This window comes from Methylobacterium sp., from assembly GCF_019745455.1.
Lineage (GTDB): Bacteria > Pseudomonadota > Alphaproteobacteria > Rhizobiales > Beijerinckiaceae > Methylobacterium.
Genome location: NZ_JAIETD010000024.1, coordinates 148,879 through 173,143, shown reverse-complemented (window position 1 = coordinate 173,143; position 24,265 = coordinate 148,879). Strand labels below are relative to the sequence as shown.

Genomic DNA, 24,265 nt, shown 5'->3' with positions numbered 1-24,265 from the left:
AACGCCCTGCGCCCAAGCCAGGACTGACGAAAGCCGATCGCATGGAAGCTCGCCGCCACAACGCGCTGAAGGAGTCGATCCGCTCGATTCCCGATTACCCTAAGCCCGGGATCATCTTTCGCGATATCACGACGCTGCTCAGCGATCCGCGTGCCTTCCGCCGGGCGGTCGATTCGCTCGTCCATCCCTTCGCGGGCGGCCGGATCGACCAAGTCGCCGGAATCGAGGCGCGGGGCTTCATCCTCGGTGGGGCGGTGGCGCACCAGCTCTCGTCCGGCTTCGTTCCGATCCGTAAGAAGGGCAAGCTGCCCCACGAGACCGTGTCGATTGCCTACGCCCTCGAATACGGCACCGACGAGATGGAAATCCACGTCGACGCGATCAAACCAGGCGACCGTGTGCTCCTCGTCGACGACCTGATCGCCACCGGTGGCACCGCCTGCGCCGCCGTGAACCTCCTGCGCCAGATCGGCGCCGAGGTGGTGGCCGCCTGCTTCGTCATCGACCTGCCGGAGATCGGCGGCGCGCAGAAGCTGCGCGACCTCGGAGTGCAGGTGCGGACGCTGATGGAATTCGAGGGGCATTGAAGCCGACACTCAGCGGCGTGAAACCCATCCCGTCATTCCGGGGCCCCGCAGGCGAACCCGGAACCCATAGCCGCGACGCTGGCGGACGAGAACAAGCGACACCAGAGGGTTTTATTACCCTTTCACAATCACGGGGCGCTCCTCAATGCCCTATGCCGTCTACATGCTGGCGAGCGACCGCGACGGCACACTCTACATCGGGGTGACGAACGATCTCGCGCGGCGAGTCCACGAGCATCGAACGAAGCAGAATTCCGGCTTCACTGCCGCCTACGGCGTCACCCGTCTCGTCTGGTACGAAACCTACGATCGCATCCTTGATGCCATCGCGCACGAGAAAGCGCTCAAGAAATGGCGCAGGGACTGGAAGCTATCCTTGATCGAAGAGCTTAATCCGGATTGGTCGGATCTCTATCCGGCGCTGTCGCTCCGACGGGATTTCCCCCGTTTCATCCGCGAATGTCGCGGCTATGGATACCGGGTTCGCCTGCGGTGCCCCGGAATGACGGAGGCTGAGGAACGGAGCCCTACGCCGCCAGACTCGCGAACAACCCGCGACCGTCGGTCCCGCCGACCAGATCCTCGACGAAGTTCTCCGGGTGCGGCATCAGCCCGAGGACGTTGAGCCTCTCCGAATAGATCCCAGCGATGGAGTTGAGCGAACCGTTGCGATTGGCGTCCACCGTGAGGACGCCGGACGCGTCGCAGTAGCGGAAGGCGACGCGGCCTTCGCCCTCGATCCGGGCGATGGTGTCGGGATCGGCGAAATAGTTGCCCTCTCCATGCGCGACGCAAACATCGATGACCTGATCCTTGGCGTAGGCCGACGTAAAGCGTGTATCGGCTCGCTCGACCCTCAGCAATTGCCGGTGGCAGATGAAGCGCCGGTTGACGTTGCGCATCAACACGCCGGGCAGCAGGCCCGATTCGCACAGGATCTGGAAGCCGTTGCAGATGCCGAGGACGAGGCCGCCGCGTGCTGCATGAGCCCTCACAGCGTCCATGGCTGCGGCGCGTCCTGCGATGGCGCCGCAGCGCAAGTAATCGCCGTAGGAGAAGCCGCCGGGCAGCACGGCGAGGTCGGTGCCGGCGGGCAGCGCCGTTTCGGTGTGCCACACCTTCACGACATCGGCGCCGGCGAGGCGCAGCGCGCGCGCGACATCGGCCTCACGGTTGGAGCCGGGGAAGACAACGACGGCGGCACGCATCAGGCGATCTCGATCGCGTAGTCTTCGACCACGGTGTTCGCCAGCAGCTTGTCGCAGGCCTGGCGAAGGGTCGCCTCGGCAGCGTCCTTGTCCGATCCATGGAGTTCGATGTCGAAGACCTTGCCCTGGCGCACGCCTCCGATCCCGCCGAGACCGAACGAGCCGAGGGCCGCTTCGATCGCTTTTCCCTGCGGGTCCAGGACGCCGTTCTTCAGCGTGACGGTAATGCGAGCTTTCATGAGGGCGGAACCGATCTCGGGCGGGAATCTGTCCTGCCGATAGTCCGGAACGCGCGGGCTGGCAACGCGGCAGGCGTCAGGACCGGATCGGCTCGATGCTGGTCGCCCTGCGCCACAGCTGCACCATGATCCAGAGTGCGAGCAGGCTGAAGAGGCCCATCAGGACGTGACCGACGGTGTCGCCGAGTTCGAACAGGCCGGCGAGGGCCCAGCCGGACGCGATCGCGGCCGCGAAGACTTCGGTGCCGACGAGCACCATCAGGCTCAGGATCGTGATCAGGTTTCGGGTGTTCACGGGCAGGATGTCCTTGTCGCGCATGACATGCGCCGGCAATGCCATCGCATTACCGGCTCGGGGGCGTCGCCGCAACCGAGCCGGCTGGGTGCAGCTTCAGCGCGGTGCCCGCTTGGCGAGGATGCGCTGGAGCGTGCGGCGATGCATGTTGAGGCGCCGTGCCGTCTCGGAGACGTTGCGGCCGCACAGCTCGTAGACCCGCTGAATATGCTCCCAGCGCACGCGGTCCGCCGACATCGGGTTCTCCGGCGGATCGGCGCGCTCGCCCGGCTGCGCCATCAGCGTGCCGTGGATCTCGTCGGCATCGGCGGGCTTGGCGAGATAATCGAAGGCGCCGAGCTTCACCGCCGTCACGGCGGTAGCGATGTTGCCGTAGCCGGTGAGGATCACGCCGCGGGCATCGGGCCGGCGCTCCTTGAGGCGGGCGATCACGTCGAGGCCATTGCCGTCCCCGAGCCGCATGTCGATCACCGCGAAGGCCGGCGGCCGCGCATCGACGGCCGAGACTCCGTCGGCAACGCTTTCGGCGACCTGCACGTTGTAACCGCGCATCTCCATCGCCCGCGCCAGCCGCATCGAGAACGGCTTGTCGTCGTCGACGATCAACAGGCTGCGATCGGCAAAGGCCGCCAGGGGATCGTTCTCGGGCAGCACCGCGGCTTCGGCCGTCGGCGTTCCAGCTTGCGTCAGCATCCGACGCTCCTCCAAATACCTGTCTTCAGAAACGTTCTTATCTTCGCGAGACCTTCATATAGGAATCGTTCCGCGTTCGAGGAGGGGGGATTGCGTAGAGCGCACGAATTCATTGTGCGCAATTGCATCCCGCTCGAAAATCGGCCTCGCCCACGAGACCCGCACGACGGCGCCGGTCGTCGGTTGCCCGGCCTCGTCGTGGCTGGAGACGTTGGAGAGGGCGAGCTGGGCGCCCGAGCGTTCGATCAGGGTCTTGGCAATGAAGAGTCCGAGGCCGAGCCCGGCGCCGACCTCCTCTCCCCTATGCGCCTTGTCGGGGCTTCGGGTCGTCACGTAGGGCTCCCCGGCCCGCAGGAGCACCTCGCTGGAGAAGCCCGGTCCGTCGTCGCGAATCTCGAGGGAGACACGATCGAGGGTCCAGCGCGCCTCGATCACGACGCGGCTCTCGGCGAAGTCGACGGCGTTGTCGACGATGTTGGCGAGCCCGAACATCACTCCGGGATTGCGCCGGCAGGAGGGCTCCGGCCCTTCGCCCCGACTGGTCACGTCGAGGGCGATGCCCATGGCGCGCTGCGGCGCCACCAGTTCCTCGACGAGGTGGCTGAGGCTGACGGTCTGGAGGAAGCCGCCCTCGTCGTCGTCGAGCGAGGTCAGCTTCGAGAGGATGCCGCGGCATCGGTCGACCTGGTCGCGAAGCAGCTTCAAATCCTCCTGCACCGAGGGCGAGGCGGTGGCGCCGAGCTGGCGGGTCAGCTCCTTGGTGACCACCATGATGGTGCCGAGGGGCGTGCCGAGCTCGTGCGCCGCCGCCGCCGCCAGCCCGTCGAGCTGGGACAGGTGCTGCTCGCGAGCCAGCACAAGTTCCGTTGCGGCGAGGGCCTGGGCGAGCTGTCGCGTCTCTTCCGCCACCTTCCAGGCATAGACGCCGGTGAAGGCGGTGCCGAGCAGGATCGCGGTCCAGACACCGGAGACGTAGAGAAACGGCAGTTCGAGCCGCCCGTCGCTGAACCAGGGGAGGGGGCGGTGGACCAGGGCGAGGAGCGTCGCGAGTCCCACCGCCAGAAGTCCGAGCGCCAAGGTCCGTTCCGGCGGCAGGGCGGTCGCCGAAATCAGGACCGGCGCGAGGAAGAGCAGGGCGAAGGGGTTCTGCAGCCCGCCGGTGAGAAACAGCAGAGCGGCAAGCTGGATGATGTCGAAGGCCAGAAGCAGGGCTGCCGAATCGTCGGAGAGCCGGTAGCTGGCCGGAAACCGGATCCGCAGAGCGAGGTTCAGCCATGATGACGCGGCGATGACGAGGAAGCACCACCCGAAGGGCAGAGGCAGTCCGAGTCCGAACTGCGCCCCGAGCACGGCTGCGCTCTGCCCGGTGATCGCGAGCCAGCGCAGCCGAACGAAGGTGTCGAGACGCAGGTGGCGTGCGTCGCGGGTAAAGCCGCCGGAGCTCAGATCGATCATGGTCCAACGACGATAGCGCGCTGTGGTCCCAGCTCCAACGCATCGGTGTCACTCTCGGGTGCCGCGCCGGTTCATGATTCCATCAGGAACGAGCAGTATTGTGCAGATGCGACGTCCGAGAGGGCACGCGGCGACCGTCGTCGGGAACTCCCGGTAGGGTGAAGCCGGTTAGCGTGTAGCCCCTTAGTTGCAGGCTTGCTCCGGAAACGGCGCAGCGGGAGAGACGGATGAACCTGGCCTATTATTTCTACGAGACCGCCCGGATGATGACCGCCCCGGCGCGGCTCATGGCCGATGCGAGCCGTTACAGCCTGCAGAATCCCGCCAATCCCTTCGCCTATTCGCCCTACGCCAAGTCTTTCGCCGCTGGGTGCGAGATGTTCGAGCGGGTGACCCGCCGCTACGCCAAGCCGAGCTTCGGCCTTGCCCGCACGACAGTCGACGGCACCAGCGTCCCGGTGAGCGAGCGCGTGGTCTGGGAGAAGCCGTTCTGCCGAATCGTCACCTTCGATCGCGGTTTCGTGCGCGGTCCGGCTGAGGCGCAGCCGAAGATCCTCGTCGTGGCGCCGATGTCGGGCCATTACGCCACGCTGCTGCGCGGCACCGTCGAGGCATTGCTGCCCGACCATCAGGTCTTTATAACCGATTGGGCCGATGCCCGGCTCGTGCCGCTCACTGCCGGCCGCTTCGATCTCGATACCTATATCGACTACTTGCAGGAGATCTTTGTCCATCTCGGGCCGGACCTCCACGTGATGGCGGTCTGCCAGCCCGCCGTACCGGTGCTGGCGGCGATCGCGCTGATGGAGGCCAAAGCCACCCAAGGTAAGCCCGCCCCCGGCGTGCCGGTCTCGATGACCCTGATGGGCGGCCCGATCGACACACGCCGCTCGCCCACCGCCGTCAACTGCCTCGCCCAGGAGCGAGGCACCAAGTGGTTCGAGGCGAACTGCATCACGGTGGTGCCGGTCGGCTATCCGGGTGCTTGGCGCAGCGTCTATCCTGGCTTCTTTCAGCTCTCCGGCTTCATGGCGATGAATCTCGACCGCCACGTCGACGCCCATGCCGAGATGTTCGACCACCTGGTCACTGGCGACGGCGATTCCGCCGAGAAGCACCGCGATTTCTACGATGAATACCTCGCGGTGATGGACCTCACCGCCGAGTATTATCTGCAGACGGTAAAGACCGTTTTCGTCGACCATGCCCTGCCCAAGGGCGAGATGCGCCACCGGGGCGAGCCCGTGGACCTCAAGGCCATCCGCACCTGTGCGATTCTCGCCATCGAGGGCGAGAACGACGACATCTCCGGCGTCGGCCAGACAAAGGCGGCCCTCGATCTGACCCCGAACCTGCCCGAGAGCCGCAAGGCCTACCACCTGCAGGACAGCGTCGGCCATTACGGCGTCTTCAACGGCTCCCGCTACCGCACGATCATCGCGCCCCGAATCGCGAGCTTCGTGCGGGAGATGCAGGCAGAGACGGAAGTGGCCGAGTTCCGGCAGGTTGGGTGAAGCAGGCCGGAGGAGTCCCAGCCTGCTCCGGCTTTCTCAGCCTCGGATGAAAGCGAGGAGGTCCGGGTTTATCACGTCCGGATGCGTCGTGCACATGCCGTGCGGTAGGCCCTCATAGGTCTTCAGCGTGCCGTGCTTGAGGAGCGGATGGGCGAGGAGGGCTGAATCCGCGATCGGAACGATCTGGTCGTCGGTGCCGTGCATTACCAGCACCGGCACGTCGATCGCCTTCAGGTCCTCGGTGAAGTCGGTTTCCGAGAACGCCTTGATGCATTCGTAGTGGGCGTTGGCGGCACCCATCATTCCCTGGCGCCACCAATTGTCGATCGCACCCTGCGAGACCTCTGCGCCCTCGCGGTTGAAGCCGAAGAACGGTCCCGACGGGATGTCACGGTAGAACTGCGCCCGGTTGGCAACGAGTGCCACGCGGAAACCGTCGAAGACCTCGATCGGCAGGCCGCCGGGATTCTTGTCCGATTTGACCATCACGGGCGGCACCGCGCCGATCAGCACCGCCTTTGCTACACGGCCGGTCTCGGCGCGGGCCACGTAGCGGGCGACCTCGCCCCCGCCCGTGGAATGGCCGATATGGATCGCATTCTTGAGGTCGAGGGCCTTTGCCAAAGCGATCACGTCGGCCGCGTAGGTATCCATTTCGTGCCCGATAGCGGTCTGGGACGAGCGGCCGTGGCCGCGTCGGTCATGGGCGATCACGCGAAAGCCTTCGCCGAGGAAGAAGAGCATCTGGTTGTCCCAGTCGTCGCCGCTCAGCGGCCAGCCATGGTGGAACACGATCGGCTGCGCGTCGCGCGGGCCCCAATCCTTGTAGAAAATCTCGGCGCCGTCTGCGGTGGTGATGCTTGGCATGGTGGAGCTCCATTCGGCAGAGAGGCGCGACCCGCCGGTCGCGCCGTCGTGTATGCGCTGCGTTCTAAGGGGGCTTCGTCTCAGGCAGCCTTGCCGGCGGCCTGATTCGGCCCCCTGAATGCATCGTAGCTGGTCATGAGATTGCGGTAGTCAGGAATGTGGTCGGCGAGCAGGGTCGCCAATCCCTCGACATCGCGGCGCCAATCGCGGTGCAACTCGCAGGCGACGCCGAACCAGTTGATCAACTGGACGCCGGCCGAGGACATCCGAACCCAGGCGGCATCGCGAACGCCCTCGTTGAAGGTGCCGGAGGCGTCGGTCACGGCGAAGACCTCGTAGCCTTCCGCGATCGCCGACAAGGCGACGAAGGCGACGCAGACCTCTGTGACCACTCCGGCGATGATGATCTGCTTGCGGCCCGTCGCCTTGATGGCGGCGACGAATTCAGGGTTGTCCCAGGCGTTGATCTGGCCGGGACGCGCGATGTAGGGCGCGTCCGGAAATTTCGCCTTCAGCTCCGGCATCAGGGGACCGTTGGGGCCCTCCTCGAAGCTCGTGGTCAGGATGGTCGGCAGCTTGAAGTAGGCAGCGAGGTCGGCCACCGCGAGCACGTTGTTCTTGAACTGGTCCGGCTGATAGTCCCTCACCAGGGACAGGAGCCCGGCCTGGTGATCCACCAGAAGGACCACGGCCTGATCGATGTCGAGGCGGTTATAGGGCTTGCTCATCGTCGTCTCCATCAGTTCGGCGCGCTGCGCTGCCGATGGATTGATTATGCAATTTGCTTATCTGCTGGATATGGAAACGATGGAAACTCATTGTTTCCATTTTATAGCTTAGGCGCTGAAGGCCGTCGCCGTCACCGAACGCGCGTCCGACAAAGCAGAACGCGCATTATCCGCACAAAAACGGTGGAAGCGGAGGCGTTTCGGGCTTGGGCACCGAGAATTCCAGCGTGTAGTGGGGAGGGCATGCACAAGCTGCTGCTCAAGCTCGGTCTCCGCTTCGACGATCCGCAGGTCGAGAAGCAGTTCGTTCGACAATTCACGCTCGACGATCCCGGTCGTACCCAGGCGGCGATGGTGCTCGGCGCCTTCGTCTACTGTTCCTTCTCGGCCATGGACTGGATCCTCAGCCCGGATGCCTGGGCCGCTGCCACCTCGATCAGGCTCGCCGTCGCAATCTTGGTCCTGCTGCCGGCGACTCTCCTGCTCACCCGGCCGTTCGCCCGCCCCTGGGCGGAACAGATCTACCTCGTCTACTGCATTGTGCCGGGCTGCATGCTCAGCGTGATCTACGTCTTTCTCAGGCCGAGCTTCGATCATGGCGCTGCGGGCATGATCATCGTGATCCTCTTCGTGGCGACGCTGCTGCCCCTTCGGATGATCTCGTTCGCGATCTTCGCCATTTCGACCTGGACGTGCTTCGCCGTCTTCGAGACCTTCGCGACGCACGAGAATTCCGGCTTGGCTCTCGTGAACAATGCTGAGATCGGGGCGGCCTATGCGCTCACGCTCTACGGCGTCGGCGCCCGGGAATTCCGCGCAAGGCGCCAGTTCCGAACCACGCAGGAGCTGCAGGTCGAGAAAGAGCGCTCGGAGGCAACGCTCGCCGAGTTGCGCGCGGCGCAGGCGCATCTGGTCCAGGCCGAAAAGCTCGCCGCCCTGGGCGAACTCGTCGCGGGCGTCGCGCACGAGATCAATACGCCCATCGGTCTCGCGCTCACGACCTCGACGGCGTTCGACCACCACCTCGCACTGCTCCGCGGCAGCGTCGCCTCGGGACGAGTCAGTCGCTCGCAACTGGCGGACTGCGTCGACCGGCTCAGCGAGGGTACGACGCTGATCTTCTCCAACCTGACACGCGCCGCCGATCTCATTCACAACTTCAAGCAGGTCGCGGTCGATCAGGCCGCGGGGGACCGGCGCAGCTTCGATGTCCGCGAGTGGCTCGTCGAATTGCTGAGTACCCTCGGCCCGCTCCTCCGACGCAAAGGCCACGAAGTCCGCCTCGCCTGCGCTGATGGGATCGTCCTCGATTCCTATCCGGGCGCCCTCGCGCAGGTCGTCAGCAACCTCGCGCTGAATGCCGTGATCCATGCCTTTCCCGAGGGACGCGCGGGTACGATCGACATCGATGTGGTCCGGCTCGACGAGGCGCGGATCAGGATCGTGTTTCGCGACGACGGCCGGGGCATTCCGAACGAGAATGTCGCGCGGATCTTCGATCCATTCTTCACGACGAGGCGCGATGCTGGCAGTACCGGCCTAGGCCTGCACATCGTCTACAATCTCGTCACCTCGACCTTGCGCGGACGGATCGACCTCGAGAGCAGCGAAGATATCGGAACCAAAGTCACGATCGAACTTCCCGCCGCCCTTCCATAGCGTTGGCCGTCGATGGGCGGGCCGGAGGTCGTCTCAGACTGCTTCGGAAGTCGGCTGCGTCATCTTTCTTCGTATCGGCGAAGACTGACGATCGCCCCGACTAGCGAGCAGGCTATGACATCGACGATATGGTGCGAGGCGCGCGCGCGGAACACGGGTTCGCCATACCGGCGCATTCCTGACGCAGTGCGTCCCTCACCATGGCTAAGTTGCCACCGACGCCCGGCGCCCGAGGGCGTCTATCCCACCGCGAAGCTCAAACCGCCAACGCGAGGACGGCTAAGTGTGTGGGGAAATCTCAAGTCTCGCCCGCGGTCGACGATCCGGTGATCAAATATTTAATGCGAACGTTTCAAGTTGCTGCCGCAGGCGAGACGATCGCCGAGCGTCCCTGGGATAAGGAGCGACATGGCGTCTAGGGTTGAAGTCGAGGAGGTTGCGGACTCTTCGGACTGGGATCGGCGAGTCTGGGCTTGCCCGGGGGCCAACATCTACTGCGGAAGTGCCTGGGGTGCTTACAAGACTCGGCGTGGCCTGAAGGTGCGGCGCGGGGTCGTCACGGCCGACGGCGAGGTACTCGCCTTCGTCCAATGGCAGGAGCACCGCAAGGGACCGGCCCGTTTCGTCTACGTCCAGGGCGGCCCGCTGCTGACGGAGACCGGTGCACGTCGTGCCGAGGCGGCGTTCGCCGCGTTCATCGCGCATCTCGATCTCGGCCGGTTCGACCTTCTGGGCATCAACTACGAGCGCTTCGAGACCCGGGATGCAACGCTTGCGCTCCTCATGCACGGCTTCGCGCCGATCGTTCAGGCGCGCGACCACACCCTCGAACTCGACCTGACTCCGGACCTCGCGGTGATCCAGACGGAAATGGAGCAGCGTTGGCGCAAGGCTCTGCGCAAGGCTGAGGGGAACACCGCGTTGACGACGCACTTCCTCGAGGACCGCGACGAGCGCCTGTCGGCCTTCGACGATTTCACGGCGATGTACGCGGCCCTTCGCGCGCGCAAAGGTTTCGCGAGCTCCCTGAGGACGGATGCCTTCCGCGAGATCGCGGCCGACGACGAGCACCTCTTGTTCCTCGATGTGAGCGAGAACGGAAAGCGCGTTCTCGTGCGCATCGCCCACCTGTCGGCCGAGCGTTGCACGGATTTCTACACGGCCTCGAACGACCGCGCCCGCGCCACCGGTGCCGCCACCCTCGCGGTCTGGCGCATCGTCGAGCGGGCGAAGGCGGAAGGATGCCGGATCTTCGACTTGGGCGGGATCGACCCGGCCGCGAACCGTGCCGTCTTCGAATTCAAGCGCGGTCTCTCCCGCAACGTCGTCCAGAACGATCCGCTCTGGCTCTACGGCAAGTCGCCGACGGCCCGGAAACTGGGCACTCTGCTGTTCTCGCTGCGCTGACGGTTGCGTCCTCGTCGTGATGGAGGCGGATGCAGCGATCTTCCTCGCCGGTCTTGAAGGCACACGGGCCGCTCTCGTCCAGTAGCCGCCATCAGCAGCGCCGATGCCGTGATGTCGCCGATCATTTCGCTGGACCCCCGATCCGGCCACGACGATGGATTGCCGAGGCGAGAAACGAGCGGCCGGCTTCCCTGGGCTGCTTCTGGTCGTCGATTGATGAGCGAATTTTGCGAGCGGCTTAAGGACGAGACGAGGCAAGAGTTTCGGGATTTCGATTATACTATAATATTTTACCGTAAAATCTGCATATCTATAATATAATGCGGAATAATTTCTGTGGACATAGTCAAATATCGAAATCTTGTAAGGATTTTTCCCCATGCGTGGCTTAAAGGAAGATTCATAAAACCTTAGCAGCTTTGCGGGCCTGATCGGATTCTACGTTTCGTCTCCGACATTCTTTCGAGCAACCGACGCCCCTCGCAGATGCAGCTCATGTCTCGGTTTCGCGCCTTTGCGGACTCCCATTCGGGAGGCGCGCTCCTCATTTTCGCCTTTGCCATGCCCGCGCTTCTCGGCGTCGTGGGTGCCGCCGTGGATTATGGGACGTGGGTGAAGGAGCGGTCTCACCTCCAGTCGGCAGCCGATGCGGCGGCGATGGCGGCAGCGCGCGAACTTTCGGTCAGCGCCTTCGAGCAGACCCGAATGCAGGCTGTCGCCGAAGCCTGGGCAAGGAAGACCTTTGCCGCCGACAAGATCCCACAGGGCCTGACCGTCGCGGTCGCATCGCAGAACAACGGATCCGCCGTCGAGGTCAGGCTGCAGCATGATCGCAAGCAATACCTCTCGGGTGTCCTCGCGGTCGTGCCGGGACACCTTGCGGCCCGGTCGGTGGCGACCCTGCGGGGCATGCGCAAGCTCTGCGTCGTCGCCCTCGACCCCGCCAGCAGCCAGACGATCTACCTGAAGTCCAATTCGTGGCTGACGGCCAAGGAGTGCGATGTCCACTCCAATTCCGCGAGCGGCAGCGGCATCGCCTCGGATAGCGGCATCCAGGTCACGGCAGCACGCGTCTGCTCGGGTGGAGGCTTTTCGGGCAGTGGTTCGTTCTTCGGAAGCCGGCTCAGCGATTGCGTGAAGGTCGATGATCCGATCGCGGACCGCGTGCCGCCTTCGATCGGCTCCTGCACGGCGACGAGGGCATCGATCATCGACAAGGGCAGCGCCGGGGGGCGCCACCTTCTGTTCCCAGGCACCTATTGCGGCGGTCTATTCATCGGCGGCAATTCCTACGTCTCCTTCTCGCCCGGCGAATACGTGATCAAGGACGGACCGTTCACGATCGATTCCAATGCCGATGTTCGCGGGGACGGCGTCGGCTTCTATCTCACGGGCAACGGCAGCATCTTCGAGTTCCTCAGCAATGCGCGCGTCAACCTCGATGCGCCGCGCAGCGGTCCGCTGGCCGGACTTCTCGTCTTCGAGGACCGCGCCGCGCCACTTCTGCGGGATCATTCGATCAAGACGAACTATGCCTCGAACATGACCGGGACGGTCTATCTGCCACGTGGCAGGTTCGTCGTGGACGCGACCAACGAGGTCGCCCAGCAATCGGCCTTCACCGTTATCGTGACCAGGCAATTGCTGCTCACCGCCAATCCCAAGCTTACCTTGAACACGAATTACGGCTCTACGACCGTGCCTGTGCCGGAGGGTCTCGGGCAGACAGATGGCGATGTTTATCTCATGCGTTAATACGTAGTGGTTTCTAACAACATGCCTTAGTCATGTCTTGCGTGAGATCTGCCATAACGTTTGCATAACGTCCCCGTGCTAACGAACAGTCTGAGCTCGCTGTCAGGATATGCTTCCAATCCTAGATGCGACGCGTGGCGTGAGCGATGGCATTCGACCTCTGCAACCGAACGGCGCGCTGGAGCCCGATGAGAGACCTGCGCGCCCGGACGCGTAGGATCCTGATCGACGACAACGGAGCAAGTGCCGTCGAGTTTGGCCTGGTCGCCCTTCCGCTGTTTGCCCTCATCCTCGTCGTCTTCGAAATCGCGCTGATGTTCTGGATGGGGCAGGTTCTCGACAATGCCGTCGAGATCGGGGCGCGCAGGATTTCCACCAACACGCTGCCCCCGGTCTCCGCGTCCGACCCCTCGCGGGACGCTCAGCGCTCGCCGGCCGACGCCTTGCGTCAGGAAATCTGTTCCCAGATCGGAGGTCTCTTCCGCTGCGACCTTGTCAGGGTCAATCTGCGCAGCTTCAGCAGCCTGGGTGGAGCGTCGCTCTCTCAACCGATCGATCCGCGCACCGGCGAATGGGCCAGCGGTTTCGGGAACACCTTCGAGTGCCCGCGCAGTGGAGCCGTCGTCGTTCTCCAGGCCGCCTTTGAATTCATCGGCTTCTCAGGTCTGAGCCTCGGGCACTCGGAGCACGCCAACGGCAACCGGGTCATCCAATCGGCCTTCACCTTCCGGATGGAGAATGGTCAAGGCTCTTCGGCGACCTGCCCCACGCCATGACGCGGGCGGTTCAAGATCCGTCCCGGCGCGCCGGCAGCATCGCCCGGCGCTTCCTCACGCTGCCGTCTCGGTTCGTCGCCGCACGGTCGGGAGTTGCCGGGGTCGAATTCGCATTGATCGCCCCGTTGCTCGTCTTCCTGTTCATCGGATGCGTGGAGATCTCGCATTTCGCCAACAACGTGCGGAAGGTCGGCTATCTGGCTCGCGCCGTGGGCGAGGTCGTGAGCCAAGCGGAAACCATCGACGCGAGGGAGGCTCAGGAGGTCTTCCAGGCTGCGGCGCTGATCATGCCTCCCTTCGACGGCTCTACGGCGAGGATCAGGCTCAGCACGATCGGGACTGCCGTCGAGGATGGTCCGATCCAGGCGAAGGTCTGTTCCGCCGTCGCGACCGCCAATACGCAGGCGCGTCAGGTCGGCGAGGACCTCACCGTTCTTTTTCCGGTTGAGGAGAAAGGAAGCCGCTTCCTCTACGTCGAGGTCGAGATGCCCTACAAGATCCTGTTCCTTGGACAGATCCTCGACAGGGAAACGGGCGGCGACACCTTCCAGGTTCGAAACGCCTTGAAATGGCCAGTCCGCAAGGGCGTTCGCAAGAAGAGCCGCTATCCGGAGGTGGTGCTTCCGATCGGCGGGCCTTGTTGAGATCACGGTTCCAGGCTCACCGGTCCATCTCCCGAAACCACGAGCGGATGACGTCAGGAACTCGCCGCCTTCCTGAAGTAACCGCAAGCTCCAGGGCTTTGTCCTAGATCGAGATCGCCGCCGCGAGAGCGACCGGCAGAACCAGCGCTGCCGTGGGGAGGATCAGCCCCGGCCTGTAGGACAGGATGCCGACGACGAGCAGCGCCGCCGCCGTGAGCCCGCCGATCCATTGCACGGGGCCGAAGGCCCAGCCCTCGAAATGGACCGCCGAGGCGAAGGACAGGCCGATGGCGATCCAGCCGGCCGACCGCAGGAGGAGCGCGCGCCTCGGGTCCGGGCGCGCCTCGAAAATCGCCGAGTGATGCCGGTTCATGCCGAGGCACAGGGCCGCGAGCCCGACATAGCTCAGGCCGATAGTGAGGAGCAGGACGATGGGGGTCATGCCTCGTTGAGGACCTTCTGCGTGCGGAAGGCCTGTGCCGGCTGGCGTGATGCCGCCGCCAATGCCGGTGAATCCTGGCGGGATCTCCTCTCCCGCTGCGGCGGCGCATAGGTCGAAACTTTGCGGGCGGCATAGGCGAAGAGGGCCGCGAGGACGAGCAGCGCCGTGTCGAAGCCGAGGAACCGCGCCTCGCCGATCGTCAGGGCATCCGCCGTCGCTGCGGCGACGAACAGGGCTGCCACGGCGATTGCTCCCTCGGTCCAGGCGCGGCGATGCGGGCGGAGGAGGGCGGCCAGAGCCATGATGATCCAGGCGCCGAAGAAGGCCCTGATCTCCCAGCCGGAGCGATCCGCGATGCCGACGGGCAGGAGGCGGTTGGCGAGGAGGTAGACCGCGACCGCCGCCGGCAACCCCACCACGGTCCCGACATTCAGGGCCTGGACCAGGCGCAGACCGAAGAAGGCGGGCTCGCCCGCCTTCGGCATCCGCGAGACCGACCAGAGGACGAGGCCGGTCGCCACCATGGCGCATCCCATCAGCCCGCACAGGAAGAACAGGACGCGCAGGGCCGGCCCGGCGAAATGGGCCTCGTGCAGGCCGACCATCGTGGTGAATGTCTTGGCCGCCGGCTTGAGGCCTCCCTGGCGGACTTCCACCACGGCGCCGGTGACGCCGTCGAAGGCGACCTGAGGATGCTCGTGCGAGAGGCCGTGCGGCTCCTCGAACACCGCCACCACCGTGGCGGCGGCATCCTTCGGGTTGAGGATCGAGAGCCGCTCCAGCGGTTCGGGCACCGTCGCGATCGCCTCGCGCACCATTGGGCCGATCGGCGCGAGGGTGCCGGGGCGCCCCGCGGGCGGACGCGGCGCGGTAATCTGGCCGCTCTCGGCGAAGAAGGCCTGGTTGTCGCCTTTGTAGGCCGTGGTCACACCCCAGGGCATGTACATCAGCGCCAGGGTGACGACGCCCGTATAGGTGATCATGAGGTGGAACGGCAGTCCGAGGACTCCGGTGACGTTATGGGCGTCGAGCCAGCCGCGCTGGGCCGACTTGTCCCGCCGGAAGGTGAAGAAATCCGCGAAGATGCGCCGGTGGATGACGATCCCCGAGACCAGTGCCACCAGCATGATCATCGCGCAGATGCCGACGATCCAGCGCCCCCAGATCGGCGGCATGTGCAACTCGAAATGGAAGCGGTAGAGGAAATCCCCGCCCTTTGTCTCGCGCAATCCGGAGACTTCGCCGGTCCGCGGGTCGAGGGCCGCCTGGCTCGGGGGCGTGCCCGGCTTGGTACGCCAGAACAGGTCGAGGACCGGGTTGTCGGCACTCGGCAGGGTGATGAACCAGGTTCGCGCGTTCCCGGCATGTTTCTGCAGGTGAGCGACGCCGAATTCGGCCGCCCTGGCGAGGTCCTCGGGCGAGAACGCCGCCTCCTGGCGCAACTCCGGACGCATCCAGAGGGAGATGTCGGAGCGGTAATAGCTCGCCGTGCCGGTGACGAAGACGGCGAACAGCACCCAGCCGACCACGAGGCCGGACCAGGTGTGCAACCATGCCATGGATTGGCGAAAGCCGTTCTTCATGCCGGGCTCCCCGTTTGGATCATCTTCATCACAAGCCAGAGCGTTCCGCCGAGGATCCCAGCGAGAACCGCCATCGAGATGGCGGCCCGGCCCAGCGACCGCGCCGCGAAGACGTAGACCGCGGCTCCGACCATGAGAGCGAAGCTCAGGAGCGTCGCGCTCGTCACCGCCTCGGCCCTCGACAGCGGCAGGACCAGCGACAGCAGCGCCGTCGAGAGCGCCGCGAGGCCATATCCGCCCCCGGCGGCGAGGACGACTCGCCCGGCCACCGCGAGGCGCGTGGTCCACTCCGCCCGTCTGCTCGAAACCGCGTTCATGCCCGCGCCCTACCAGCGATACCGCAGGGTTGCATAGACCGTACGCGGCAGCCCGTAATAGCAGCTGGTATAGCCGTTGCAGCCGCTCACGTAGGTCTCGTCGAGAAGATTGTTGGCGTTCACCTGAAGCTGGAAACCCTGGAACGCCGGGTTGAGGTACTTCAGGTCGTAGGAGGCGACCGCGTCGACGAGGACGCTCGACGGTACCTTGAACGTGTTGGCCGTATCGCCCCAAGACGGGCCGAGATAGCGCACGCCGCCGCCGAATTCGAGCCCGAGCAGCGGACCATCGAGGAAGCGGTAGGTCGCCAGCATCGAGGCGGTTGAATCCGGCACCAGCACCGGTCTGCGGCCCTGCAACGGAACCGTCTGGCCGGGCGTCAGATCGTTGGCGGTTCTGCTGTCGTCACGGACGTTGCGGATGTCGATGAGCGAGAAGCCTCCGATCAGGGTCAACCCTTCGGTGAGGTTCGCCCGCGCCTCGAACTCGACGCCCTGGACGCCGACCTGGCCGGTCTGCAGGACGAAGCCGGCGGGACGGCCGGACGTCGTGTCCGGGGTCGTCCGGTTCGACTGGCGGATGTCGAAAACCGCCGCGGTAAGCAGGATATCCGTGCCGGGCGGCTGGTACTTGATGCCGGCCTCGTACTGGTCGCTCAGCTGCGGATCGGGCACGCGCCCGACGGTGCCGAAGGCGGTGTCGAACACCCTGCCGGCGACGATCGGCTCGAAGGCCTGACTGTAGGACACGTAAGGCGCAATGCCGGAATCGAAGAGGTAGAGCAGGCTCGCGCGGTAGGTCATGGCGTCGGACGGCGCATCCTGGAACGTCAGGGTGCTCGGTCGTCCGGCCGGGAAAGATCGTGTCGGGCCGGTCTGGCGTGCCGTATCGTAGCGCCCGCCCAGGGTCAGGACCAGGCGGTCGACCTTCATCTGGTCCTGGAAGTAGACGCCGGTCTGCTGCGCGTCGACGCGCGAGGTCGTGTTGAAGGCTGGGAACGGGATATTCATCGCGTAGTTCGGCGCGAGCACGTTCAGATCCGGCGCGTCCGGGAACGGCGTCCCGCTCGTCCGCGTGCTGAAGGTGCGGTGGTCGACACCGAATAGAGCCGTGTGGGCGATGGGCCCGGTGTCGAAGTTCGCCACGACGTTGTTGTCCATCGTGTAGGCTTCGGCCGCGACGTTCGTGCCGATGACTGCGCGCGGAAGCAGCGGGCCGCTGGCGAAGGGGCCGTTGCGGGGATTGAACGCGCTGTAGACGCTGCGATAGTCGCCCTGCGTTCGCAGGTAGCGCCCGGCCGAATGGAAACGCAGGTGATCGTTGAAGCGATGATCGAACAGGTATTCGATCGAGGCCTGGGTCCGGTCAGACCGCTCGACGTTTCGGTCGCCGTCGTAGAAGTTGACCGGCAGGCGACCGATCAGGCCATTGCCGAAGTTGCGCGGGAATACCGTGCCCACGGCTGGGAAGCCGCCGTAGAAGCCGGAGAACGGATCGCGCTGGTAGTTTCCGATGATCGTGAGCTGGGTGTCGGTGGACGGCCGCCACGTCAGGCTGGGATTGATGAAGGCGCGCTCGACCCGTGTTGTGTCCACCGGTCCGTCGCCGTTCCAGCCTGACGCGACGATCCGGTAGGCGAACTGGTCGGCCAGCCAAGGAACCTTGGATTCGATCGGTCCACCGACGTCGACGCCGCCGCGGATCTCGTTGAATCCGCCGCCCTGGACGAAGACCTCGCCGTGCCGCACGAATTGCGGAACCTTGGAGACGAGGTTGACGATGCCGCCAGGCCCCGACTGCCCGTAGAGCACGGAGGCCGGGCCCTTGATCACGTCGACCCGCTCCAGCCGATAGGGGTCGATCGTGGCGTTGGCGTCGCGACCGCCGATGAGCGCCATGCCGTCGAGGAAGATCGGCGCCGAGAAGCCGCGGATGAGGAACTGCTCCAGGCGGGTCGAGCCGGCGCCGCCGCGCTGCTCCGTGGTGACGCTCGGGGTGTAGCGCAGGGCCTGGTTGATGGTGAGCGCGTTCTGGTCCTCGATCTGCTTGCGGCCGATCACCGAGATCGATTGCGCCGTCTCCACGATCGGCGTGTCGGTCTTGGTGCCGACGGTGCTGCGGCTGGCGACGTAGCCGCGCACCGAACCGAGCGCCCCGCCCGGCCCGTAGAGCGCGCCGCCGAGGGTGCGCCCCTCGCCACTGATGCTCAGCTCCGGCAGCTCGACACCCTCGACCGGGGCGGATTGGGCGAAGACCGCGTCGGAATGACAAAGCGTACAGGTCGTCGAGAGCAGGAGGGCCGATACGATGCGAAGGCGGCCTGCCCCGGCGATCTGCCCCCCGGAAGACTGGTCTTGGCGGTCCATGTCCCTGATCCTCAACGCAACACGACACCGCAGAGCGAACGAAACGTCTCAATGATGCGGGCCGTAATTCACGTTCTTGCGAGGTTTATCTGATGGATCAAGGTATATCTTGTAGAAGTATTCCAGATCAAAAGTAGACTGCACCTATCAGAAGTTGAGTGCATGCTTAAACTGGAATTATTTAAATCTAAAGGAAGCCGATGGAGGCCGACAAAGCGGAACTATAACGGCAATCTAAGTACCTTCCGAAGCGCTGCAGCCGCACAAAATCCGTCAACAGTTCCTGGTTGCTCGGATGCAACAGCCACTAATCAACCTATCGGCACGCTCTCGCACGGATATCGCCGATGGCGCCTTTGAACTGAACGGCCCCTGGCTCGACGCCTGCGCAGCACCTCCTCCGACGACCGAAGCGCCTCAGCGTTCGCTGCCAATGGACGCCTCATGCTTCGCCCGGTCGCCCCCGAACCCTTCGCCTGGCGGATCAGCTGCATTCGCGGCCCCCGGGGTGATTCCGAGGCGCCGCCCGCATCGACCGTGCCGGATCTCCAGGCGGCCGATGCGAGCATCCCAGCCACACGTCTCGAATGCTCTGCATGATACATGAGCTCTTCTTGATAAAGCCGGCTAAGATAGGCCCGGCGTTAACCTTAACAAAAAATGAACTGTGCATTTTGAACTAAAAGATGTCGGTTGTTTTAGTGAAATGATAACTTCTACGGTGTGGCGAGACGCTTGTGCATCGGCGCAGGCATCGGGTCTCTGGATCACTTGAGGAGTAGCCAGGTGAGTTCTACGCTGTCGGTGCAGGGCAGACTTCGTAAAGAAAAATCGGCGCGACGTTTCAAGGGATCCCTCAGAGGGCAACAAACTCCCTTCGAAATCGGTCGGGTCCTTGCGGCAAAAACGATAGCTTTGCCGCAACCTGCTCAAGAGCTGAGCCTAGACCAGCAGAATATCCAGTCTCGTGTCGTGGCTCGTCTCGATCGGGCTGCCTCCGCGGCGGAGATGCACGATCGCAACGGGTTTATCCTCGGCATCAACGAGACCTTGCGATCGCTCAAGAGCGACGTGAGCGACGGCGATTGGCAGGATGTCGTCCTGCCCACCGCCAGGGTGCATCCTCTCGCCGGTCACGTGACGGAATGTCCGCTGACACGCCACTCGCTGACACGTCCGCGGGGCTATCCTGGCGATGCGGGCCTCCTCGATCTCATCTACCGCCATGCCGACGCCCAACCCGTCGTGGCGGCGTCGAGCGACACCGGACGGGATGTCTACGGGTTCACCAACGACACCTCGGTCTGCGAGGCGGTCAGGCAGCGTAGGAAGCTCCTGGCAGAGCGGATCGATCGCATCGCTGCGGCACGGCCGGGCGCCGAAATGCTCGCCGTCGCCTGCGGGCATCTTCGAGAGGCGGAGATCAGCGTGGCTATGCGGGGAGGGCGGATCGGCCGCTTCATTGCAACCGACCAGGATCTCGACAGCCTCCGCGTCGTCGAGGGCTATCGCGAGCATGTCTCGCCCGCGATCGAGGCGCGGAAGCTGAGCGTACGCGATTTCATTTCCGGGCGGCACGACCTCGGGACGTTCGACTTCGTCTATGCGGCGGGGCTCTACGACTATCTCGACGATCGCATCGCCATGCGGTTGACGAGAAGGCTGTTCAGCCTGCTCAAGCCGGGCGGAACGCTGCTGGTAGCGAACTTCCTCACGGGCTGCATGGAAGTGCCCTACATGGAGGTCTTCATGGATTGGCACTTGCTCTATCGGACCGAAGCGGAAATTAAAGCCTTCGCCAGCGAAATCTCCGACGTGGATCTTGCCGATGTCACCTATTACCAGGATGCCCGGAACTGCATCGGCTACATGGAACTTCAGCGTATCTGATCGAGGATTACCTTGCCGTCTTCGTCCAAGGATGGCCGCGGTTGTGTCGCTGCGGCCAGACTTCGCTGCCGGTACCCTTCAGTCTGTGGCAAATCGAGTCGAAGGACCTGGCCGGCGGTCCTGACGTCGATTGGCGGCTACGGAAGCATGGGTCGAATGCAGGCTTCCCGGTTTTCCCGATCGAAATCGGGCGCCTCTCGTCCAGGATGCATTCGCTCAGCGTGGCGCTAGGCGACCGCCCGTATCGATGTCTCCCCGCGACTCGGGTCGTTTTTCGTCGAGCCGGATCCCATGTCCTGCTCGGGTCGGTCCGCGACCCCGTCGGCTTCCTGGCTTAACGCCGCCGCGAGCAGCTTCGCTCGTTTCGCCCACAGGTCCCGCTCCTGCTGCAGCGCTTCGGCCTGCTCCTGGCTCAAGGCGAGGGCGATGCGCGCATCATCGAGATCGTTTCGCAATTCGGTCGTGAGCTGTCGTTCGCTGGCGAGAGCTGCCCTGAGAACTGCGAGTGTCGCAGCCGTCCTGTCTCCGGACACGGCCTTCCGCGTCTGTGACGACCGTCGCGCAGATGCCTGGGCGGATGGCCGAGGATCCGGGCGTTCCCGATCCTGATTGGTCGATCCGAGCTGCGGCAACTCGGCCCGAAGTCGATCCACGTCGAGTGCTGCGCGAGGCGGTGCCGAAATCTCCAGGGTGGCCGGCGGACCGCTCGCGGCCGGGACGACGCCCTCCTCCTCCAACACGAGCTCATGCAGCATGGTGAAGACCGCATCGCCGTTGAGGCGCGACAGATCGAACCCGCTCTCGACAGCGATGCCATCCCAGAGCGCCCTTCCGGCGGCGGACCGACCCACGAAGCCCATGGACCAGTTCGAGAAGCCGCGATCTTCGGCGGGGCCACACTGCAGCACCGTCACGTCACCATGGCGTACATCGCGCTGGATGCGCTCGAACGTGGACTCGATGGCACGCTGCGGCCCCTCAAGGACCTGAGCGAAAGCTCCTGCGTTGAACAGCAGGGCGCCGGTGACGTCGACCTTGGCGTTGTTGCGGCGAGAGGTCTCGAGGATCTGGGCGACAACCTGCGCGATCTCGGCGTCAGATCCCTGCATCAGGTTCTTGCTGGCATAGACCAAGCGATACAAATCACCCACGACTCCAACTCCTCTTCGTACGATCAGATTGCGGTTTGGTCGCCGGCGAAGAGCGCGTGGATCTCGGATGCCGGCACGGGCTTGCTGATGAGATAGCCTTGAACGTCGGTGCAGCCTTCGTCCCGGATGCGCTGCATCTGTGCCGGGGTCTCGACCCCTTCGGCGATCGTCGTCATGCCGAGGCTTTTGCCCAAACCGGCGATCGCCCGGATGATCGCGTCGCCCTCCGGCTTGCCATCGAGATCCTTCACGAAGGAGCGGTCGATCTTGATCTTGTCGAAGGGGAACGAGCGGAGATAGCTGAGCGAGGAATAGCCGGTGCCGAAATCGTCCATCGACACCCGCACGCCGAGCTCGCGGAGGCGGTGAAGCGTCTGAAGCGTCTTCGCATTCTCCTGCAGGAGGACGCCCTCCGTGATCTCGACCTCCAGGCGATTGGCTGGGAGCCCGGACGTCGAGAGCGCCGACATCACCATTTCGACGAGGCGCTCGCTCTTGAACTGAGCCGGCGAGACGTTCACGGCCACCGAGTACGTTCCCGGCCAACTTACCGCGTCGCGACAGGCCTGACGCATGACCCACTCGCCGATCGGCACGATCAGCCCAATCTCCTCGGCCAGAGGAATGAAGTCGAGCGGCGAGACAATGCCGCGCTGCGGGTGCTGCCAGCGGAGCAGCGCCTCGCAGCCCGTCAGGCGATTGTTCTCGAGGTTCAGTTGAGGCTGGTAGTGCAGCCGAAATTCACGCCTCGCGAGAGCCTGGCGCATATCGAGTTCGAGCTGCCGCCGCGCCTGCATCCGGGCGTCCATCTCGGGCTCGAAGAACCTAAACGTACCGCGGCCATCGAGCTTGGCCCGATAGAGCGCGAGATCGGCGTTCTTCAGGAGCTTGTCGGCATCGGTGCCATCGTTCGGCGCGAAAGCCACGCCCACGCTCGCGCCGATGGTGAGGAGATGGCCGTCGACCATGTAGGTCCTGCCGACGAGATCGACGATGCGACGCACGAGGGCCTGCGTGTCGCCAGGGTCGCGAATAGCGGATTGGAGGACGACGAACTCGTCGCCGCCGATCCGCGCCACGGTATCGGTGGGCCGCACCGTGGAGCGCAGCCGATCCGCGACTTTCTCCAGCAAGGCATCGCCGACGGGATGGCCTAGGGTGTCGTTGACGGGCTTGAACCGATCGAGGTCGATCAGCAGGACGGCACACCCCTCGCCCTCGCGCTGCATCCGGGAGAGGGCCTCGTTGAGGCGCTCGCGCAGGAGGAGGCGGTTAGGCAGGCCAGTGAGGGGATCCTGGCGAGCCATGTTCGCCGCATCGGCCTCGGCGGCGCGGCGTGCGCTGACGTCTTCGATCGTGACGGCCCAACCGCCTCCCATAACGGGATGCAGGTGAACCTCCAGCAGGCGCTCCTGTAGGGTGAACTCGATCATGCTCGGGGTGCTTTGTCTCGACGCCCGCCGAAGGTGATCGAACACCCCTTTCCATGCCGAGCCGACGCCCACTCGAAGAGACCGAAGGACCTGCCGAATCGAGATGCCCTTTTGGATCGGCGTGTCGGCAGGATCCCGTGGACCGAAAACCCTGCCGCTGCTGAGAAGCACGTATCCGCGCTGATCGATCAACAAAAGTCCGGATCGGACAGAGTTTAAATATGGTAGTAAGACTGAAAATGACGAGGAAACCTCTTCATGGACGGTTTCGAATGGTGCGGTTTCAGTTATTGGTCGGGGTTTAATCTGTAAACGCGGAGGCATGAAATGACATCCGACCATTCACTCGATCTGGAGCGTATCGAGTTTCCATGTTTGAACTCCACGATAGTTTCTTAGCAACTAAAACTTTCTTAATTGAACGATATTTTCACAGGTTAAAACACGATGGCACTTAAAAAATGTGCATTTCTGTCACAGAATAATGGTAAATTTGCGCTATTTTACTTCACAACAAATTAAATCGAAATCAATGAAAAAGGAAGTCGCTTTCAGTACTGAATTAAATACTTTATAATTGCATTGAATTAATAACTTATGCCTTCATATTTTTAAAGTGGAATTGAATGACGTGACGTCTCGATACGGACTTCAAACGATGTATTTCGCGGCCTCACCTAGATGGACAGCATTCGACGATTTGCTGGAAGGTATTGGCTGGGATCGAACAATCGCTTCATGTCAGGCTTCGATAAGATGGCTCGAACGAGCCATTTCGCTCGAGCCGTCGTCTCACTGGTGGAAGAGAGCCAAGCTGCGCCACTCACGATGTGCAGAGCGGCTCGATCGGAACCCCTTCGTCTTCGGCGGCTTTAAGATCGATCGGTGGCGCATCGGCGTCGGCGAGCGTCCGCCGAGGTCGCGGCCATCGATTCACAGGCTCTCACCGAAGCGCGATCCGTGAATGCCACAGAATCGGCTTCCGGATTTTCGTGGGTGTTTTTTGTCGGCGGCCGTCTCGGCTGCCTATGAATACAAGCCGACAGACTGGGTCATGGCAGCGGTCGCAGCGCCCTCGCTCCAACGGAACGATGAACCCTCGCGCGGACGGTTGGCCGGTCGGTTCAGAATAGTCGGGCACAAATATAGATGAAAATCAATTCAATAACTGTAAGTTTGAATGCTTCCGATAGATGATTGCGAACATTCGTGAAAGTGCAGTGGTGAATTGGCAGTTATGCTTTGACAACCGTTG

21 protein-coding genes and 1 pseudogene are annotated in these 24,265 nt (G+C 63.8%); 9 read left to right on the top strand and 13 right to left on the bottom strand.

What is annotated here, in order from left to right; genetic code table 11:
• Positions 1-41: 41 nt before the first annotated feature.
• Together K2Y56_RS04805 and K2Y56_RS04800 are read left to right on the top strand one after the other, a co-directional pair.
• Positions 42-587 (top strand): adenine phosphoribosyltransferase, encoded by a 546-nt coding sequence (locus tag K2Y56_RS04805; protein ID WP_292505659.1) that lies wholly within the window; start codon positions 42-44, stop codon positions 585-587.
• A 145-nt stretch (positions 588-732) separates the two neighbouring features.
• Positions 733-1,011, top strand: a pseudogene (locus tag K2Y56_RS04800) (GIY-YIG nuclease family protein); the annotation flags it as partial.
• Between the two features lie 103 nt (positions 1,012-1,114).
• On the opposite strand, the gene purQ reads toward K2Y56_RS04800, so the two are convergent.
• The 5 genes from purQ to K2Y56_RS04775 form a co-directional block, all read right to left on the bottom strand.
• Positions 1,115-1,795, bottom strand: coding sequence for a phosphoribosylformylglycinamidine synthase subunit PurQ (purQ, locus tag K2Y56_RS04795; protein ID WP_292505658.1), 681 nt, complete (start codon positions 1,793-1,795; stop codon positions 1,115-1,117).
• Positions 1,795-2,034 carry a phosphoribosylformylglycinamidine synthase subunit PurS gene (purS, locus tag K2Y56_RS04790; protein WP_292505656.1) on the bottom strand — a complete coding sequence of 80 codons (240 nt, stop codon included), beginning with the start codon at positions 2,032-2,034 and terminating at the stop codon, positions 1,795-1,797. Before purS ends, purQ begins: the two co-directional genes overlap by 1 nt.
• A gap of 76 nt (positions 2,035-2,110) precedes the next feature.
• On the bottom strand, positions 2,111-2,374 hold the full coding sequence (locus K2Y56_RS04785) for a hypothetical protein (protein ID WP_292505654.1): 264 nt from the start codon (positions 2,372-2,374) through the stop codon (positions 2,111-2,113).
• 51 nt (positions 2,375-2,425) lie between these two features.
• The gene (locus K2Y56_RS04780) at positions 2,426-3,022 is read right to left on the bottom strand and encodes an ActR/PrrA/RegA family redox response regulator transcription factor (protein WP_292505652.1); all 597 of its coding nucleotides are present in this window, start codon (positions 3,020-3,022) and stop codon (positions 2,426-2,428) included.
• A gap of 54 nt (positions 3,023-3,076) precedes the next feature.
• Positions 3,077-4,477, bottom strand: a complete 1,401-nt coding sequence (locus K2Y56_RS04775) for an ActS/PrrB/RegB family redox-sensitive histidine kinase (protein ID WP_292505650.1) — start codon at positions 4,475-4,477, stop codon at positions 3,077-3,079.
• 227 nt (positions 4,478-4,704) lie between these two features.
• On the opposite strand from K2Y56_RS04775, the gene phaZ reads away from it, so the two are divergent.
• Complete coding sequence (gene phaZ / locus K2Y56_RS04770) at positions 4,705-5,991, top strand: polyhydroxyalkanoate depolymerase (RefSeq protein ID WP_292505648.1); 1,287 nt, start codon at positions 4,705-4,707, stop codon at positions 5,989-5,991.
• A gap of 36 nt (positions 5,992-6,027) precedes the next feature.
• Here the strand turns inward: phaZ and K2Y56_RS04765 are convergent, their stop codons facing one another.
• Positions 6,028-6,858 carry an alpha/beta hydrolase gene (locus K2Y56_RS04765; RefSeq protein WP_292505646.1) on the bottom strand — a complete coding sequence of 277 codons (831 nt, stop codon included), beginning with the start codon at positions 6,856-6,858 and terminating at the stop codon, positions 6,028-6,030.
• 80 nt (positions 6,859-6,938) lie between these two features.
• Complete coding sequence (gene ycaC / locus K2Y56_RS04760) at positions 6,939-7,586, bottom strand: isochorismate family cysteine hydrolase YcaC (RefSeq protein ID WP_292505644.1); 648 nt, start codon at positions 7,584-7,586, stop codon at positions 6,939-6,941.
• Positions 7,587-7,829: 243 nt separating this feature from the next.
• Between ycaC and K2Y56_RS04755 the strand changes: the two genes are divergently transcribed.
• The 5 genes from K2Y56_RS04755 to K2Y56_RS04735 all read left to right on the top strand — a co-directional run bounded on the left by K2Y56_RS04755 (position 7,830) and on the right by K2Y56_RS04735 (position 13,827).
• On the top strand, positions 7,830-9,245 hold the full coding sequence (locus K2Y56_RS04755) for a HAMP domain-containing sensor histidine kinase (RefSeq protein ID WP_292505641.1): 1,416 nt from the start codon (positions 7,830-7,832) through the stop codon (positions 9,243-9,245).
• Between the two features lie 408 nt (positions 9,246-9,653).
• A complete protein-coding gene (locus K2Y56_RS04750; protein WP_292505639.1) occupies positions 9,654-10,652 on the top strand; it encodes a GNAT family N-acetyltransferase in 999 nt (332 codons plus the stop codon).
• Positions 10,653-11,147: 495 nt separating this feature from the next.
• Entirely contained in the window at positions 11,148-12,407 is a 1,260-nt protein-coding gene (locus K2Y56_RS04745; RefSeq protein WP_292505637.1) for a pilus assembly protein TadG-related protein, read from the top strand.
• A gap of 188 nt (positions 12,408-12,595) precedes the next feature.
• Positions 12,596-13,183, top strand: a complete 588-nt coding sequence (locus K2Y56_RS04740; RefSeq protein WP_292505635.1) for a TadE/TadG family type IV pilus assembly protein — start codon at positions 12,596-12,598, stop codon at positions 13,181-13,183.
• A complete protein-coding gene (locus K2Y56_RS04735) occupies positions 13,180-13,827 on the top strand; it encodes a TadE/TadG family type IV pilus assembly protein (RefSeq protein ID WP_292505633.1) in 648 nt (215 codons plus the stop codon). The genes K2Y56_RS04740 and K2Y56_RS04735 overlap by 4 nt, the downstream gene beginning before the upstream one ends.
• Positions 13,828-13,930: 103 nt before the next feature.
• On the opposite strand, the gene K2Y56_RS04730 is transcribed toward K2Y56_RS04735, so the two are convergent.
• The 4 genes from K2Y56_RS04730 to K2Y56_RS04715 are packed head-to-tail and all read right to left on the bottom strand — an operon-like array spanning position 13,931 to position 18,536.
• Positions 13,931-14,269, bottom strand: a complete 339-nt coding sequence (locus K2Y56_RS04730) for a DUF3325 domain-containing protein (protein WP_292505631.1) — start codon at positions 14,267-14,269, stop codon at positions 13,931-13,933.
• Positions 14,266-15,852 (bottom strand): PepSY-associated TM helix domain-containing protein, encoded by a 1,587-nt coding sequence (locus K2Y56_RS04725; RefSeq protein WP_292505629.1) that lies wholly within the window; start codon positions 15,850-15,852, stop codon positions 14,266-14,268. The genes K2Y56_RS04730 and K2Y56_RS04725 overlap by 4 nt, the downstream gene beginning before the upstream one ends.
• Positions 15,849-16,169 (bottom strand): iron transporter, encoded by a 321-nt coding sequence (locus K2Y56_RS04720; protein ID WP_292505627.1) that lies wholly within the window; start codon positions 16,167-16,169, stop codon positions 15,849-15,851. The genes K2Y56_RS04725 and K2Y56_RS04720 overlap by 4 nt, the downstream gene beginning before the upstream one ends.
• 9 nt (positions 16,170-16,178) lie before the next feature.
• A complete protein-coding gene (locus tag K2Y56_RS04715; RefSeq protein ID WP_292505625.1) occupies positions 16,179-18,536 on the bottom strand; it encodes a TonB-dependent siderophore receptor in 2,358 nt (785 codons plus the stop codon).
• Positions 18,537-19,508: 972 nt separating this feature from the next.
• Here K2Y56_RS04715 and K2Y56_RS04710 point away from each other — a divergent pair.
• Positions 19,509-20,426, top strand: coding sequence for a class I SAM-dependent methyltransferase (locus K2Y56_RS04710; protein WP_292505623.1), 918 nt, complete (start codon positions 19,509-19,511; stop codon positions 20,424-20,426).
• A 227-nt stretch (positions 20,427-20,653) separates the two neighbouring features.
• Here the strand turns inward: K2Y56_RS04710 and K2Y56_RS04705 are convergent, their stop codons facing one another.
• Both K2Y56_RS04705 and K2Y56_RS04700 read right to left on the bottom strand, forming a co-directional pair.
• Positions 20,654-21,577 carry a BLUF domain-containing protein gene (locus tag K2Y56_RS04705; protein WP_292505621.1) on the bottom strand — a complete coding sequence of 308 codons (924 nt, stop codon included), beginning with the start codon at positions 21,575-21,577 and terminating at the stop codon, positions 20,654-20,656.
• A gap of 23 nt (positions 21,578-21,600) precedes the next feature.
• Complete coding sequence (locus K2Y56_RS04700; RefSeq protein ID WP_292505707.1) at positions 21,601-23,301, bottom strand: EAL domain-containing protein; 1,701 nt, start codon at positions 23,299-23,301, stop codon at positions 21,601-21,603.
• Positions 23,302-24,265 lie beyond the last annotated feature (964 nt).